Below are 16,816 nucleotides of genomic sequence, written 5' to 3' on the forward strand. Positions count from 1 at the left end.
TTTTAGTGTTTTAATTATTCTTTACGACTGATTTAGGTAGTTGTGTAATGATTTCTTTACTTTCATTACCATAATAATCGATGTAAGATAAAGCAAATTTTGATTTATTTTCAATGCTATTTATCGGAACTCGAATAGATAAGCGATTATTGTTTTTGTGAATAAAAAAACGATCAATGATTTGACTTGGATCGTCACTGTTGATCATTGAATTTGTATCCGTTCCGTAAAAAACAACATAACGAACATTGTTTCGAGTAGGCTGTAATGTAATGACCAACTCATTTTTTTCTTTTATTACGCTAGTAACTCTTGGAACATCAAAAACTAATTTTTTAAAATTAGGAACTGCTGCAGGAACCGCTGGAAATTTATATTGATTTTCGGCTAGTAATTGAGTTACATCTTGGTTTTTGTTAAGAAACCATTTGGCACTAAAGAAGGCATTGCCTTGTACATTGCCAAAAGTACGCGTGTAATCAATTTGATTTGGAATTTCTGTTGGCAAATCCCATTTTTTATCGGCATCGGCTTTAATCTTGTAGGTGCTATTGCCAATGTAAACTGCGCTATTTTTTGCGTTTTCTGACCACCATTTTAATAGTTTAGCGTAGGATGCTTTGGGATGGTCTAAACTCCAATACAATTGTGGCAAAATATAGTCAACCCAGTTGTTTTCCATCCAAACTAAAGGATCGGCATATAAGTCATCGTAATTGGTTTGTCCCGCTTGAGTGTCAGAACCTCTTGGGTCTACCGATTTATTACGCCAAACACCAAACGGACTGATTCCGAATTGTACCCAAGGTTTAATTTTTTTAATACTCGTTGAAATTTGTTTCACAAATGCACTGACATTGGCACGTCTCCAGTCGGCTAAATCAGCTCCATTCCCGTATTTATTGAACGAAGCAGTATCATTAAATTTTTCACCATCCACTGTGTAAGGATAAAAATAATCATCAAAGTGAATGGCATCGATATCGTATTTTTCAACTACTTCTTCCACCACTTTAGTGAGATGGTTTTGTACTTCGGGTAAAGCCGGATTATAATAATATTTTCCTGCATATTTAATCATCCAATCCGGATGTTTAATTAAGTCGTGTTTTTTGCTTAGTATTTCAGTATTGGAACCCGATGTTGCACGAAATGGATTCAGCCAAGCATGAAATTCAAAACCTCTATCGTGGGCCTCGTTAATCATCCATTCCAAAGTGTCAAAATAGGGTGAAGGTGCTTTCCCTTCTTTACCTGTTAAGTTGCGTGACCATGGGGCTAATTCAGAAGGATAAAATGCATCGCCATTACTGCGTATTTGTACAATAACAGCATTGTAATTCAATTTTTTATAAGAATCTAAAATTTCGATAAAATCGGCTTTTTCTTTATCAACACTATCGGTATTGTTTTTAGGCCAATCAATATTAGCCACAGTGGCGATCCACACGGCTCTAAATTCGTTTTTGGGATATAAAATGTTACTTTGTGCATTACTATAACCTATCGAAATCAAGGTAAACAAAAAGGCAAAAGTAAGCGACTTGAAATGAATCATTTTGGGGTTTATTTTAATGGATACAAAAATAGACTTTTTAGAATAGTTTTTGTGCTAAAAAAATATTAATCTGGGAAGGAGATTTTTCCCATTCGAATGGAAGGAATTCCTTTGCTACTTCCAAAATTAGTTTTGCCTCCAGCTACGGTTTCGTTTGCCAATACAGCAAAAAGAACAGCTTCTTTTGCGTCTCCTGTAATGCCTAAGTCGTTTGTGTTTTTAAAATGACAAGGAACTAATTCCTTCAGAAAATCCATTAATAACGGATTGTGCATTCCACCCCCAGAAACATATACGGTACAATTAGATGCAGATTGTCCACTTTGATTGATTGTATGTACAATTCCTTCGGCGGCAGTTTCAGCACTAAAACGGGTGAGTGTAGCCAAAGTATCCTCAATAGAAAGATTTTCGGTTTGACTTTGACTTTTTGCGTTTTCAATGTATTCTAAATTAAACAGCTCAGGCCCTGTTGTTTTTGGAAAGGAACCTTCAAAAAACGGATTGTTTTTAAGTGCTTTTAATACGTTTTGATTTACCTTCCCTTTTTTCGCAATTTGAGCATCTTTGTCATAATTCAAATCCGGAAAATTCAATTTTACATAGGCATCAATCAAAGTATTGCTAGTACCTGTATCAGTTACAAAAACCTGTTCTGGATTTTGATTTTTTGGTAAAAAAGTAAAATTGGCAATTCCTCCCAAGTTGAGCATAATTCGGTTTTCTTCAGGACTTCCAAAAAGATAATAATCGCCATACACAGCTAAAGGAGCGCCTTCGCCACCAGCGGCAACATGTTTTTGTCTGAAATCAGAAATGGTAATAATTCCGGTGCGAACAGCAATATGATCTCCATCTCCAATTTGCAAAGTAGCATTTGGAAATTGAGACTGTTGATGTAAGATTTTTGGCGCGTGCATTACCGTTTGTCCATGCGAAGCGATCAAATCGACTTCGGCTGGCGCGATATTCCATTCTTGCAAACAATCTAAAACTAAATTAGCGTGCAAAATCCCAATCCATTCGTTTAATACAACGAGGTGTTGGAAATTGATTGTTTTTTTTGCAAATACCTTGCGAATTTCAGCTTTGATTTCATCTGAATACGGGATAGTTTTAAATTGTTTTAATGAAACCCGAGTTTCTTTTTCTGAACCCGAAATTTCGCAAAGTGCCACATCCAAACCGTCCAAAGAAGTTCCAGACATCAAACCAATAATAGTTCGTGTGGTTTTTTGCGCAATTTTATAAAGCGATTCAATAGTATTATTCATCTGCTTGGATTTAAAAATGGTATTTGTTTTCTACCGTTTTGCTAGTCAGTAGTAGCCCAGTAAAAGTGATAAGCGTATTCACAATAATAAGTTCATTGTCAAAAACATAACCACCTAACCAATTGACAGAGTTTTCATTAACTAAAAAAGTCAGAGCAGGAGATAGTAAACAAATGAAGGGTACTAATTTGTCATTTACTTTCTTTGCCATCATAAATAAGCCAAATGCATATAGCCCTAATAGCGGACCATAAGTATAAGAAGCAACTCTAAATATCATTCCCACTACTGAACTATCATTGATAGAATTAAACAGTAGAATTATAAAAAACATAATTCCCGAAAAGGCAAAATGCACTCTATGACGGGTTCTAACTAGATTTTCTTTTTGGCTATTTTCCACTTTGTCCATTCCTAAAAAATCCACACAAAAAGAAGTAGTTAATGCCGTCAATGCTGAGTCGGTTGTAGCGAAGGTAGCCGCAATTAAACCCAACAAGAAAACAACGGCTGGAATTAGGGCTAAATGATTCAGTGCAATTTCTGGGAAAAGCAAATCGGTTCTTGGTTTGTTAGTTATTAAATCCAAAGGAACTTGAATGTTATTTTTGGCAGCGAAAATATAAAGCAAAGCTCCTACACTTAGGAAAAATAAGTTGATAATTACAAATATAGTTGTAAAACTGAACATGTTTTTTTGGGCTTCGCCAATGTTCTTACAACTTAAATTCTTTTGCATTAAATCTTGATCCAATCCTACCATAGCGATGGTAACAAACATTCCTCCTAAAATTTGTTTTACAAAATGGAATTTACTTCCAATAAAATCATCAAGGAAAAATATTTTGGAATAGTTGCTGTTTTTTACTTCTTCGAATGCACCCACAACACTTAAATCTAGGCTACTACAAATGAAATAAATGGTCATAAATACCGAAGTTACTAAGAAGAAAGTTTGTAAAGTATCGGTAATAATTATGGTTTTTAATCCTCCTTTATAGGTGTACGAAAAAATCAATAGTAGCGAAATTAATACAGTGGCTGCAAAAGGGATATTGTAATAATCAAATACGTAGCGTTGCAATACAATTACCACCAAATACAATCGAAAGGCGGAAGAAATGGTTCTACTAATCAAAAATATAGATGCGGCTGTACGGTAACTATAAAAACCCATTCGTTGTTCGATATATCCGTAAATTGAAGTCAAATTCATACGGTAATAGAGGGGTAAAAGTAATTTGGCTACAATGATGAATCCAATCGCGTTTCCTATGATAAATTGGAAGTATTTGAATTGTTCTCCGTTAGGCGAACCCACCTCGCCGGGAACTGAAATAAAGGTAACACCTGAAAGGGCCGTACCAATCATTCCAAAAGCGACTAAATACCACTTAGAGTTTTTATTGGCAGTAAAAAACACATCGTTTCCACTATCTTTTTTACTCACCGTATGAGAAATGTAGAATAATAGACTAAAATAAATAATAATGATGAGTAGAATTATACTTGGAGTCATAGTACTTGGATTGAAACGATGGATTCTAATTGTAGACAAATATGCTAAATTATTTCTTTATTCTTAATACGCTAGGACTACTTTTCTTCTCTTTGGGTCATTCTTCTAATTCTCTTCGATTTAAAACGCTAGAATTTTTATATTTGTCATCCAATACTGAATTCACAGTAATCACATTTGAATACAATGTCACAAATACTACCCTTACAACAATTATCAGATGCATTAGAAGGAGATCTTTTCTTTGATGAATTGCATAGAACAATATATTCAACCGATGCTTCGGTGTACCAAATTAAGCCCATTGCCGTAGCTAGACCGAAGTCGGTGGCCGACATCCAAACCTTGGTTCGCTTTGCCAATGAACATGCAATTCCGTTAACGCCAAGAACCGCTGGAACATCTCTTGCAGGACAAACGGTGGGTAGCGGAATTATAGTAGATGTTTCTAAATATTTTACCAAAATTGTTTCTTTTGATAAAGAAAACAAAACAGTTACCGTTCAACCAGGAGTGATTCGGGATGAATTGAATTTGTTTTTAAAACCACATGGTTTGTTTTTTGGTCCCAATACATCTACATCTAATCGATGTATGATTGGCGGAATGGTTGGAAATAATTCGTCTGGAACAACTTCCATTCGTTATGGTGTAACTAGAGATAAGATTGTAGAACTCAAAGCCATTTTGAGTGATGGTTCTGTAGCATCTTTTAAAGAATTTTCATCAGCTGAATTTATCGAAAAAACCAAAGGAGATTCATTAGAAAACAATATTTACAAAACCATTTACGAAGAACTATCCAATTCAGAAACACAAAACGAAATTGTAAAAGAATTTCCAAAACCTGAAATTCACCGAAGAAATACGGGTTACGCGGTTGATTTATTATTAAAATCCGATTTGTTTTCAGGAAAAGAAACTACTATTAATTTAGGTAAGTTACTTTGCGGAAGCGAAGGAACACTAGCTTTTACGACAGAAGTTACCCTGAAAGTAGATGATTTACCTCCTGCACATAATATTATGGTGGCGGCACATTTTCATACCATTCAAGAAAGTTTGGAAGCGGTAATGGTAGCAATGAAACATCATTTGTACACTTGTGAAATGATGGATGATACCATTTTAAATTGTACTAAAACCAACCGAGAGCAGGCTAAAAACAGTTTTTTTATTCAGGGAGATCCTAAAGCGATCATCATGCTAGAAGTGGCATCAGATTCTTTAGAGGAAGCCGAAAGACAAGCGGATGCTTTAATTGCAGATTTAGAAAAAAATAATTTTGGCTATGCTTTGCCTAAATTATATGGACAAGACATTGATAAAATTAATGATTTGCGAAAAGCAGGTCTAGGACTTTTAGGAAGTATTGTAGGCGATGATAAAGCGGCTGATTCTATTGAAGATACCGCAGTTGAATTGAGTGATTTGCCTAATTATATTGCTGAATTTGCTGCCATGATGAAAAAGTACGGACAAGAAGCTATTTATTACGCTCACGCGGGGGCTGGCGAATTGCATTTACGTCCAGTGTTGAATTTAAAAAAGAAAGAAGATTTAAAACTTTTCCGAACAATTGCTACTGAAGTAGCTGTTTTGGTCAAAAAATATAGAGGTTCCCTGAGTGGAGAACACGGAGACGGAATTGTACGTGGTGAGTTTTTGCCTTATATGATTGGCGAAAGTAATTATGAATTGCTGAAACGCATCAAAAAAGCATTTGATCCGAATGCTATTTTTAATAGAGGACGTATTACTGATACACCTAAAATGGACGAAAACTTGAGAGTAGAATCGGGTAGAGTAGAACCAGAAATTGAAACTATTCAGGATTTTTCAGATAGTATGGGGATTTTGCGAGTAGCTGAAAAATGCAACGGATCAGGAGATTGTAGAAAATTACCTTCGGCAGGTGGAACTTTGTGTCCAAGTTATCGCGCTACTCGAAATGAGAAAGATACAACTCGCGCCAGAGCCAATGCTTTGAGACAATATTTAACTGATTCGGATAAGGAAAATAAGTTTGACCAAGAAGAATTATACCAAGTTTTTGATTTGTGTGTCAGTTGCAAAGCCTGTGCAAGCGAATGTCCAAGTAATGTTGATGTGGCATCGTTAAAAGCGGAGTTTTTATACCAATACCAAAAAGTACATGGTTTTTCGAATCGAAATAAAACATTTGCTTACAATGCTAAGTTGAATAATTTAGGGAGTTTAACACCTAGATTGACCAATTGGTTTGCCAACTTGTCTTTTGTAAAAAAGAAAATGGGAATTGCTCCGCAACGAGTAGTGCCTCATTTGGCTCCCAAAACGTTTAAAAAATGGTTGGATAAGAATCATAAAGAATTAGAAGAAGGAACATTTCCTAATGGTCATGTCCTTTTATTTTGCGATGAGTTTACTAATTTTTATGATGTTTCAGTTGGTATTGATACCTACGAATTACTAACAAAATTGGGTTACCAAGTTTTGGTCATAGACCATCAGGAAAGTGGACGTGCTTTTATTTCGAAAGGATTTTTGGAACAAGCCAAAGCTATTGCCAATATCAATGTGGATATTTTTAAAGAATTAGTTTCGGCTGAAATGCCTTTGATAGGAATAGAGCCATCGGCCATTTTAACTTTCAGAGATGAATACCTTCGATTAGCAGATGACAAAGTTGGTGCAGAAGAATTAGCAAAACATGTTTTTACCATCGAAGAATTTTTCAAAAATGAAATTGAAAAAGGCGCAATTCGTACTGAACAATTTTCTGATAAAGCGAGAGAAATTAAAATTCACGGACATTGTCATCAAAAGTCATTGAGTTCAGTAGAAGCTACTTTTGCAATGCTCAATTTACCTCAAAATAATACGGTTACCATTTATAATTCAGGTTGTTGTGGTATGGCAGGGTCTTTTGGATACGAAGAAGAACATTATGAAATTAGTATGCAAATGGGAGAAGATACTTTGTTTCCAAAAATCAGAGCTACAGATACTAATGTCGCTATTGCTGCGGCAGGAACGAGTTGTCGTCACCAAATATTTGATGGGACGAGCAGAGAAGCACAACATCCTGTTACAATTTTAAAATCTTGTTTAAAATAATTGATTTTATTTAAAATGAAATTTTAAGTTTGCATACAATAATAGATACTTTAGTTTACTATTTGAATACCAATTATACTATGGCATTAAAAGGTTTGTTTAGGAAAAAGACGATTCATGATATCATGAAACAAGTTGAGCAAAATGAAAGTGACGGACACAATGCCTTAGGCAAACACTTAACCGCAAGAGATTTGACCGCTTTTGGTATTGCAGCTATCGTTGGGGCAGGTATTTTTAGTACGATTGGTAAAGCGAGTGCCGATGGAGGCCCTGCGGTTATTTTCTTGTTTTTATTCACTGCTTTGGCGTGTAGTTTTGCAGCTTTTGCTTATGCTGAGTTTGCTTCGATGGTTCCTGTTTCAGGATCAGCTTATACGTATTCGTATGTCGCTTTTGGCGAAATCATTGCTTGGATTATAGGGTGGGCTTTGATTATGGAATATGCCGTTGGTAATATAACTGTTGCGATTTCGTGGAGTGATTATTTCACAGGATTACTTCGAACGGCTAATATAGAACTCCCGCAATGGATTCAAATGGATTATTTGTCGGCGTCCAATGGATTTAAGGATGCAACAGCTTTAATGCAAGGTGGAAAATCCTTTGATAATTTGAGTTCTAATTTACAGGATGCTTATACTGCTTGGACTTCGTGTCCAGTAATTGGAGGTTTTCATTTTGTTGCAGATATACCAGCGATGTTGATTATCATTGTGATTACAGCATTGGTATACAGAGGAATGAAAGAATCTCGTAATGCAGGTAATTTGATGGTAATTGTTAAATTATGTATTATTCTGTTGGTTATTGCTGTGGGTTCTTTTTATGTTGACACTACGCACTGGAGTCCATTTGCTCCCAATGGAATTAGCGGTGTTTTAAAAGGCGTTTCGGCTGTGTTTTTTGCTTATATTGGCTTTGATGCGATTTCCACAACTGCTGAAGAGTGTAAAGACCCACAACGTGATTTACCTCGCGGTATGATGTGGGCTATTATCATTTGTACTATTTTATATATCGTAATTGCACTTGTTCTTACAGGAATGGTGAGTTATAACGAACTAAATGTAGGAGATCCATTAGCTTTTGTATTTGAAAAATTAGATTTAAAATGGATGTCGGGAATTATTGCGGTAAGTGCAGTTATTGCGATGGCGAGTGTGTTATTGGTTTTCCAAATGGGACAACCTCGTATTTGGATGAGTATGAGTAGAGACGGATTATTACCTAAAAAATTCTCTAGAGTACACCCAAAGTTTAAAACACCTTCTTACGCAACAATAGTTACAGGTTTTGTAGTTGGAATTCCTGCTTTGTTTATGAATTTAACTATGGTAACCGACTTATGTAGTATTGGAACCTTGTTTGCCTTCGTATTGGTATGTGCGGGTGTTTTGGTATTACAAAACAAAACGGATATTCCGAGAGGGAAATTTAAAACGCCCTACGTCAATTCTAAATATATTTTTCCAATAGCTTTAGTACTGGGTTTATTTTTTGCATTTACTTATAATAACAAAGCCACTATGGGATTTCTTACTAATGAAACTCAAGTAAATTCACCACAAGCAATTATTACGACATTAGATAAAGAAGATACAAACAAAGTATATCAATACTTGGTTGGACTAGAATCCAAACCATCGACTAATGATGTGGAAGCATTGTTAAGTCAGTATCAAGAAGATCAAGTAAAATATGAAGCAATCGTAGCTCGTTTACCAATTTCAGATACTATAAAATACGAAAGCGGATTTGATTTGTTCAAGCACAAAATACCGATGTGGATTTTTATTATTTCCCTACTTGGATTAGCGTTTTGGTCTTACAAAGAAAATTTATCCTTAATTCCATTATTAGGTTTGATCTCTTGTTTGTACATGATGGCGGAGTTGAGTGTTTGGAATTGGATTTATTTTACAGTTTGGTTGTTGTTAGGTCTTGTGATTTATTTTGGCTTTAGCCGAAAAAATAGTAAGTTGAATATAAAGAAAGACTAGAATTTTAGTTGAAATAGTATGAAAACGTTCTGATTTGTAATCGGAACGTTTTTATTTTAAGAATAATTCGGCTCCGATACACAAAAGAGTTACAATTCGTAACAAAAAATCATAAACTTTGAACATTAAACAAAACTTAATTTCTTAAATTTGCATCACTAAAAAAATAAATACTATTACTATGAGTTCATTTGACGTAGTCATTATAGGTTCTGGTCCTGGCGGATATGTATCAGCTATTCGTTGCGCACAATTAGGTTTTAAAACAGCCATTATTGAAAAATATTCCACTTTAGGAGGTACTTGCTTGAATGTAGGTTGTATCCCTTCAAAAGCATTATTGTCTTCTTCACATCATTATTCAGAAATTGCTCATTTCGCTGAACACGGAATTGAACTTTCTGGTGATGTAAAAGTGAATTTAGAAAAAATGATTGCGCGTAAACAAGCGGTGGTAGATCAAACTTCGGGTGGAATCAACTACTTAATGGACAAAAACAAAGTAACTGTTTTTAATGGTTTAGGGTCATTTGTAGATGCTACACATGTAGCAATTGCTAAAGCAGATGGTACTTCAGAAACTATTGAAGGAAAAAATATCATTATTGCTACGGGTTCAAAACCATCTTCTTTGCCTTTTATCAAAATTGACAAAGAAAGAATCATCACTTCTACAGAAGCTTTGGCTTTGAAAGAAGTACCAAAACATTTGGTTATCATTGGTGGAGGTGTTATAGGGATTGAATTAGGACAAGTATACCTTCGTTTAGGAGCGCAAGTTTCTGTAGTAGAATTCATGGATCGAATCATTCCAGGAATGGACAGTTCGTTGTCTAAAGAATTGACTAAAGTGTTGAAAAAACAAGGAATGAAATTCTATACCTCTCACAAAGTGCAATCAGTAGAAAGAGCAGGAGATGTAGTGACGGTTAAAGCAGAGAATGCTAAAGGAGAAATTATCACTTTAGAAGGTGATTATTCGTTAGTTTCTGTGGGTCGTCGTCCTTACACTGATGGGTTGAATGCAGACAAAGCAGGAGTTAAGATTACTGATAGAGGACAAGTAGAAGTAAATGATCATTTGCAAACTTCAGTTTCAAACATCTATGCTATTGGAGATGTTGTTCGTGGAGCTATGTTGGCTCACAAAGCGGAAGAAGAAGGAACTATGGTGGCTGAAATTATTGCGGGTCAAAAACCACATATCGATTATAATTTAATTCCTGGAGTAGTTTATACTTGGCCAGAAGTTGCAGCTGTTGGACAAACAGAAGAGCAATTGAAAGCGTCTGGAGTAGAATTTAAATCAGGAAGTTTTCCATTCAAAGCGTTAGGTCGTGCGAGAGCTAGTGGTGATTTGGACGGATTCGTGAAAATTTTGGCTGATGCTAAAACAGATGAGGTTCTTGGTGTTCACATGATTGGAGCAAGAACAGCCGATTTAATTGCAGAAGCAGTTACGGCTATGGAATTTAGAGCTTCAGCTGAAGATATTTCAAGAATGTCACACGCGCATCCAACCTTTGCGGAGGCTATCAAAGAAGCTGCTTTAGCTGCAACAGACAATAGAGCGTTGCACGTTTAAATCAAATAGTGTCATCCTGAGCTTGTTGAAGGATAAAAATCCCAAATTCTAATAGAGTTTGGGATTTTTTTTATTGGCGTTATTTAATTTTAGTCATTTTACAAGTTTGTTTAATCTGCACCTAGATATTTAGTCTTACCGTTTTTAATATCAACTTCAGCAAAACTATGTTTTCCAAAAACAATTAATAATTTATATGTTTCAGGTTTTATAACTCTTATTTCTGATTTTCCAACACTTGGTTTACCACAAACTGAAATTATATTTGTTTGCCATTTTAATTTTCCGTTTTCGTAAGCTGACAAAGTTTGAATATCTTTTTCAATGTAATAGACAACATTATTACTTTCTATTCCTCGCATTTTTGGTTCGAAAGACAGATTTAATTCTGTCTTTTTTGAAAGTAGTTTTTTATCAAAGTTTTGAGCAAAGCTTGTCTGAATAAAAACAATAAAAATTAAGAATTTAAAAATGTTATTCATAAGAAAAATCTTTCGTTATAATTACCGCTAACTTGTACATAAGTCTGACAAACGTCAGTCTTATCTTTTTTTTTAAATAATAAAAAAATTAAACACACTATTTGTCTTAATACAATGACTAGTCTCTAAATAAAACTTTATAGGAATCCCAATGTGCGTAAATTAGAAATAGATTTCCAACTAATAATACTAATGCAACAGGAAGATTTTCAGGAGCTAAAAAAGCATTGATAAACAAAATATTTACCGATACGGGTAGTAATACTAAATTGAATAATTTCATGAATTTACCTGAAACATAAGACAATCCTGAAAGTAGTTCTACCACTTTTGCTAATGGGAATAAATACTTGGTTGCCATAAATCCAGACATTACGACTGCCATTTCTCCAGTTGGAGTAGGTTGTTCTCCAAATTTAAAGAAGTAAGAAAGTGAAGCGAATAATAAAAACAATCCTAATAGCACTCGAACAATAATAGTTGCAATTTTCATAATTATTTGGTTTTAAGGTTAGTATTTCAAAATTACTCATTTTGTAAATACAAAATGAAACGGCAATTAAATAATTTCAAAATGGCCGTATTCTAGGTTAATATTCCGTTTTTAACAATGAATTTTGTTGTATTTTTGACATCCTAAACACAGTATATTGAGAACATTAATTCATAAAACTATCGAAAATCCTATTGTATTTAAAAAGCAAGTATTGGATTGGTCACAACAATTTCGTGAGATTGTTTTTATGGATAGCAATGATTATCCTCAAGAATTTTCAAGTTTCGATGCTATTTTAGCTGTAGATGCTTTTACTCTAATTCAAACCGATTATCACAATGCGTTTGAGGATTTACAACAATACCAACAAACTACAAAAGATTGGTTGTTTGGGTATTTATCCTATGATTTAAAAAATGACAGTGAGAACTTGCAATCCACTAATTTTGATGGATTGGGTTTCCCTGATTTGTTTTTCTTTCAACCCAAGAAATTATTTCTATTGAAAGGAGATCAAGTCACGATTCACTATTTAAATTTGTGTGACGATGAGGTTGAAGAGGATTGGAATGCGATTCTTAAATGTAATCCAATTGAAACCAAAGAGAGTTCGGTTGTAAGTGTTCAGCCTCGAATTTCAAAAGAAAAATATATTGAAAAAGTGAATGCGCTATTAGCTCATTTGCATCGAGGTGATATCTATGAGGCTAATTTTTGTATGGAATTTTATGCTGAAAATAGTAGCATTAATCCGTTAGAAAAATTTGAAAGACTGAATTCGATATCCCAAACACCTTTTGCGGTGTATTTTAAAAACAATCAACACTATTTGCTTTCGGCTACTCCTGAACGGTATTTGAGAAAGGAAGGAGAGCATTTAATTTCTCAACCCATTAAAGGAACTGCTAAACGATTTCAGGATAAAACTGAAGATGAACAGTCAAAAGCAAATTTGGCTTCCGACCCAAAAGAACGTGCAGAAAATATTATGATTACTGATTTGGTTCGTAATGATTTATCTCGAACAGCCCAAAAAGGAACGGTTCAAGTGCAAGAATTGTGCGTCATTTATTCATTTGAACAAGTACATCAAATGATCTCCACAATTACTTCAAAATTAGATGATAAGTATTCAAATATAGACGTATTACGAATGACTTTTCCGATGGGAAGTATGACAGGCGCTCCTAAGATTTCGGTCATGAAAATTATTGACGAATTAGAAGAAACCAAAAGAGGATTGTACAGTGGTGCCATAGGGTATTTTACTCCAGAAGGTAATTTTGATTTCAACGTGGTGATTCGAAGTATTCTGTATAACCAAGAGAAAAAATACATCTCGTTTTCAGTTGGAAGTGCTATTACTTCGCTGTCTAATCCTGAAAAAGAATACGAAGAATGTTTGCTTAAGGCCAAAGCGATGCATGAAGTATTGTGCTAAATTGCTATGAATTAATTACTTTTGAGCATGTTACAGCAATTTCAAAATCATTTGTCTATTCATTTTCCTTTTTTGAAAGGGAAGAAGCTCTTACTTGCTGTTAGCGGTGGATTGGATAGTATGGTTTTGTTACATCTTTTTCAGCAATTGGATTATGAAATAATGGTCTTACATTGTAATTTTCAATTGCGTGGATTGGAAAGTTTTGGTGACCAACAATTTATTCAAGACTATACAAGCCAGAACAATATTCCGCTGTCATTTACGCAATTTGATACAGAGACTTTTGCTAAAGATTATAAATTATCAACTCAGCTTGCTGCAAGAGAGTTGCGTTACAGTTGGTTTTACGAGCAACTTGAAATTCAAGAAGGCGATTACATTCTGACAGCACATCATGCTGACGATAATCTAGAAACTTTTTTTATCAATCTTTCAAGAGGAACGGGGTTAGACGGATTAAATGGAATTCCTGCCCAAAATGATACGATTATTCGTCCTTTACTTCCTTTTACAAGAAAAGAAATAGAAGAATATGCTGCGAAAAAAGACTTAAAATGGAGAGAGGATAGTAGCAATGCTTCGGATAAATACTTGCGAAATAAAATTCGTCATCATTTGATTCCGATTTTAAAAGAACTGAATCCTAATTTCATGAGTTCTTTCGAAAAAACACAGGGATATTTACAAGAATCAAAAGAATTAGTGGATGACGCTGCCGTTATGGTGTATCAGCAAGTTGCCAAAGAAAAAGGGGATGAAATTTACTTTGACTTGAATCAATTGTTGAAATTGTCGAATTACAAATCGTATTTGTACCAATGGTTAACTGAATTTGGCTTTACTGCTTGGGACGATATTTATGATTTGGCTACCAATCAGTCGGGTAAACAAGTTTTCGCACCACAATTCAGGTTGGTTAAAGATAGAGAATATTTGATTTTAAGCCCGTTACAAGAAAGTAAAGCAGAAAAAGAATTTTTGATTGAAGAAAACCAAACCAAAGTTAATTTTCCCTTAAATCTATTGTTTTCGAATGTAACTGAGATGGGAACTGTATCCAATTCGGCTATATTTGTAGATAAAGATACACTGCAGTTTCCGTTGACATTGCGCCATTGGAACGAAGGAGATGTTTTTCAGCCTTTTGGAATGAATGGACAATCTAAAAAAGTGAGTAAATTGTTCAAAGATGAAAAGTTATCCCTAATTGACAAGGAAAACATATGGTTGTTGTGTTCTGACAATCAAATTGTTTGGGTGATTGGTATTCGTCAGGATGAACGATTTAAAATAAATTCTAAAACAAAAACTATATTAAAAATAGCTATCGAATAATGAAAAAAATTATTGTTTTACTAGTGGTATTATTGGCTTTCGCCAAAGGAAATGCACAGCTGTTGAATCCAGTTAAATGGACTACTCAAATTGAGAAAAAAGCAGATGGAAACTATGTGCTTACGTTCAATGGAATGATTGATACTGGTTGGCATTTGTATTCGCAGTTCACAGCTGAAGGCGGTTCTTTGCCGTTAGAAGTGCTTTTTAAAAATCAAAAAGGGAATTTTGAATTGATTGGTAAAACCAAAGAAAGTAAAACAAAAACGGCGTACAATGATATATTTGAAGTCAACGAAACTTTTTTTGAAAAGAAAGCTCAATTGACGCAAGAGATTCATTTAACCAATCCAAAACTTGCAAAAGTAGAAGTGAGTTTAAATTATCAAGTGTGTAAAGAGGCTTGTATTAATTTGGAGAAGAATTTCACGTTTATCATTCCTTCTTCATCAAAAGAAGAAGCCCCTGTGTTATTGATAGATACTGTGACCGCTCAGCCTGTAACTACTCCAGTATTGAATATTAAAGAGGTTTCGGATAAAAACCAATCGGATACAAACCCTGCTCCAGTTCCTGCTCCAGAAAAAGGATTATTGTCTATTTTTATTATTGCTTTTTTCTCAGGATTTGCTGCTTTATTGACACCTTGTGTATTTCCAATGATACCAATGACTGTAAGCTTTTTTACTAAACAAAGTAAAACAAAATCGGCAGGGATTAGAAATGCTATTTTTTATGGAGTTGCTATTATTGTGATTTATGTGTTTTTAGGAGTTTTAGTGACTTGGCTTTTTGGTGCCGATGCACTCAATGCGCTTTCAACCAACGTTTGGTTCAATCTTATTTTCTTTATTTTATTAGTTGTTTTTGCAGCTTCGTTTTTAGGAGCTTTTGAAATTATGTTGCCTAATTCTTGGGCAAATAAAGTGGATAGTCAAGCCGATAGAGGAGGAATGATAGGAATTTTGTTTATGGCTTTGGCTTTGGCAATCGTTTCGTTTTCATGTACAGGTCCAATTGTTGGAACGCTTTTGGTACAGGCCGCTTCTAAGGGAGGGATTGCTCCTATAGTGGGTATGTTAGGATTTTCATTGGCTTTAGCGTTGCCTTTTATGTTATTTGCTATGTTTCCAGGTTGGTTGAATTCGCTTCCAAAATCAGGTGGTTGGTTGAATACGGTAAAAGTAGTTTTAGGCTTTTTAGAATTAGCACTAGCATTTAAATTCTTGTCGAATGCTGATTTGGTGTTACAATTACATTTATTAGAAAGAGAAGTGTTTTTAGCGATTTGGATTGCTATTTTCGGAACCTTAGCTTTGTATTTGTTTGGAAAAATTACCTTACCACACGATAGCCCAATGTCGCACATTTCTGTAGGTAGATTATCATTGGGATTGGTTGTGTTGTCGTTTACTGTGTATATGATTCCAGGTTTATGGGGCGCACCTTTACAATTAATCAATGCTTTTCCACCACCAATGGAATATAGCGAAAGTCCTTTAGGAATAGTGGGTAGCTCGGTTACTACTAATGCATCTGTTTCAGCTTTGCCTGATGGAGCTAAATTAGGACCGCACCAAATTGTAGTTTTTGATGATTATGAAAAAGGATTGGCTTATGCCAAAACGGTTAACAAGCCTATTATGTTGGATTTTACGGGTCATGCTTGTGTGAATTGTAGAAAAATGGAAAATAACGTTTGGTCTGACGAGCGTATTTTGACAATTTTAAAAAACCAAGTAGTTTTAATCTCGTTGTATGTTGATGATAAAAGAGCTTTACCTAAAAACGAACAATTAGTTTCTAAAATGACAGGTGAAAGTATTGAAACTATTGGGGATAAATGGACTGACTTTATGATTTCTACATACAAAACGAATACACAGCCTTTGTATGTTTTAACTGATTTAGAAGGGAATTCTCTTAATTTGAAACAGCCAACTATAAGTTTTGTAAGTATTGATGAATATGAGGTTTGGCTAAAAGAAGGGATAGCAAAATTTAAGAAGTAAGAATGATTA

11 protein-coding genes are annotated in these 16,816 nt (G+C 34.6%); 6 read left to right on the forward strand and 5 right to left on the reverse strand.

Annotated features, from left to right (window positions below):
- Positions 1-10: 10 nt before the first annotated feature.
- From RMR09_RS04730 to RMR09_RS04740, 3 genes are all read right to left on the reverse strand, one after another.
- Positions 11-1,558 (reverse strand): family 10 glycosylhydrolase, encoded by a 1,548-nt coding sequence (locus RMR09_RS04730; RefSeq protein ID WP_310594658.1) that lies wholly within the window; start codon positions 1,556-1,558, stop codon positions 11-13.
- A gap of 65 nt (positions 1,559-1,623) precedes the next feature.
- Positions 1,624-2,832 (reverse strand): anhydro-N-acetylmuramic acid kinase, encoded by a 1,209-nt coding sequence (locus tag RMR09_RS04735; RefSeq protein ID WP_310594659.1) that lies wholly within the window; start codon positions 2,830-2,832, stop codon positions 1,624-1,626.
- Between the two features lie 10 nt (positions 2,833-2,842).
- Complete coding sequence (locus RMR09_RS04740; protein ID WP_310594740.1) at positions 2,843-4,351, reverse strand: sodium:solute symporter; 1,509 nt, start codon at positions 4,349-4,351, stop codon at positions 2,843-2,845.
- A gap of 186 nt (positions 4,352-4,537) precedes the next feature.
- Between RMR09_RS04740 and RMR09_RS04745 the strand changes: the two genes are divergently transcribed.
- The 3 genes from RMR09_RS04745 to lpdA all read left to right on the forward strand — a co-directional run bounded on the left by RMR09_RS04745 (position 4,538) and on the right by lpdA (position 11,038).
- The gene (locus RMR09_RS04745) at positions 4,538-7,450 is read left to right on the forward strand and encodes an FAD-linked oxidase C-terminal domain-containing protein (protein WP_310594660.1); all 2,913 of its coding nucleotides are present in this window, start codon (positions 4,538-4,540) and stop codon (positions 7,448-7,450) included.
- 80 nt (positions 7,451-7,530) lie between these two features.
- On the forward strand, positions 7,531-9,453 hold the full coding sequence (locus tag RMR09_RS04750) for an amino acid permease (protein WP_310594741.1): 1,923 nt from the start codon (positions 7,531-7,533) through the stop codon (positions 9,451-9,453).
- 181 nt (positions 9,454-9,634) lie between these two features.
- Positions 9,635-11,038 carry a dihydrolipoyl dehydrogenase gene (gene lpdA / locus RMR09_RS04755; RefSeq protein ID WP_310594661.1) on the forward strand — a complete coding sequence of 468 codons (1,404 nt, stop codon included), beginning with the start codon at positions 9,635-9,637 and terminating at the stop codon, positions 11,036-11,038.
- A gap of 110 nt (positions 11,039-11,148) precedes the next feature.
- On the opposite strand, the gene RMR09_RS04760 is transcribed toward lpdA, so the two are convergent.
- Both RMR09_RS04760 and RMR09_RS04765 read right to left on the reverse strand, forming a co-directional pair.
- Entirely contained in the window at positions 11,149-11,520 is a 372-nt protein-coding gene (locus tag RMR09_RS04760) for a hypothetical protein (protein WP_310594662.1), read from the reverse strand.
- 118 nt (positions 11,521-11,638) lie between these two features.
- Entirely contained in the window at positions 11,639-12,013 is a 375-nt protein-coding gene (locus RMR09_RS04765; RefSeq protein ID WP_310594663.1) for a DoxX family protein, read from the reverse strand.
- A gap of 157 nt (positions 12,014-12,170) precedes the next feature.
- Between RMR09_RS04765 and RMR09_RS04770 the strand changes: the two genes are divergently transcribed.
- From RMR09_RS04770 to RMR09_RS04780, 3 genes are read left to right on the forward strand one after another with little or no spacing between them, the layout of a single operon-like run.
- Positions 12,171-13,457, forward strand: a complete 1,287-nt coding sequence (locus RMR09_RS04770; protein WP_310594664.1) for an anthranilate synthase component I family protein — start codon at positions 12,171-12,173, stop codon at positions 13,455-13,457.
- 27 nt (positions 13,458-13,484) lie between these two features.
- Positions 13,485-14,795 carry a tRNA lysidine(34) synthetase TilS gene (gene tilS, locus RMR09_RS04775; RefSeq protein ID WP_310594665.1) on the forward strand — a complete coding sequence of 437 codons (1,311 nt, stop codon included), beginning with the start codon at positions 13,485-13,487 and terminating at the stop codon, positions 14,793-14,795.
- The gene (locus tag RMR09_RS04780) at positions 14,795-16,807 is read left to right on the forward strand and encodes a cytochrome c biogenesis protein CcdA (RefSeq protein WP_310594666.1); all 2,013 of its coding nucleotides are present in this window, start codon (positions 14,795-14,797) and stop codon (positions 16,805-16,807) included. The genes tilS and RMR09_RS04780 overlap by 1 nt, the downstream gene beginning before the upstream one ends.
- The last annotated feature ends 9 nt before the right edge of the window (positions 16,808-16,816 follow it).

The organism is Flavobacterium sp. (assembly GCF_031537875.1).
Classification (GTDB): Bacteria; Bacteroidota; Bacteroidia; order Flavobacteriales; family Flavobacteriaceae; genus Flavobacterium.

Coding starts and splice junctions, on each gene's coding strand:
- RMR09_RS04730 (WP_310594658.1), bottom strand. CDS start 1,558: ATGATTCATTTCAAGTCGCTTACTTTTGCCTTTTTGTTTACCTTGATT.
- RMR09_RS04735 (WP_310594659.1), bottom strand. CDS start 2,832: ATGAATAATACTATTGAATCGCTTTATAAAATTGCGCAAAAAACCACA.
- RMR09_RS04740 (WP_310594740.1), bottom strand. CDS start 4,351: ATGACTCCAAGTATAATTCTACTCATCATTATTATTTATTTTAGTCTA.
- RMR09_RS04745 (WP_310594660.1), top strand. CDS start 4,538: ATGTCACAAATACTACCCTTACAACAATTATCAGATGCATTAGAAGGA.
- RMR09_RS04750 (WP_310594741.1), top strand. CDS start 7,531: ATGGCATTAAAAGGTTTGTTTAGGAAAAAGACGATTCATGATATCATG.
- lpdA (WP_310594661.1), top strand. CDS start 9,635: ATGAGTTCATTTGACGTAGTCATTATAGGTTCTGGTCCTGGCGGATAT.
- RMR09_RS04760 (WP_310594662.1), bottom strand. CDS start 11,520: ATGAATAACATTTTTAAATTCTTAATTTTTATTGTTTTTATTCAGACA.
- RMR09_RS04765 (WP_310594663.1), bottom strand. CDS start 12,013: ATGAAAATTGCAACTATTATTGTTCGAGTGCTATTAGGATTGTTTTTA.
- tilS (WP_310594665.1), top strand. CDS start 13,485: ATGTTACAGCAATTTCAAAATCATTTGTCTATTCATTTTCCTTTTTTG.
- RMR09_RS04780 (WP_310594666.1), top strand. CDS start 14,795: ATGAAAAAAATTATTGTTTTACTAGTGGTATTATTGGCTTTCGCCAAA.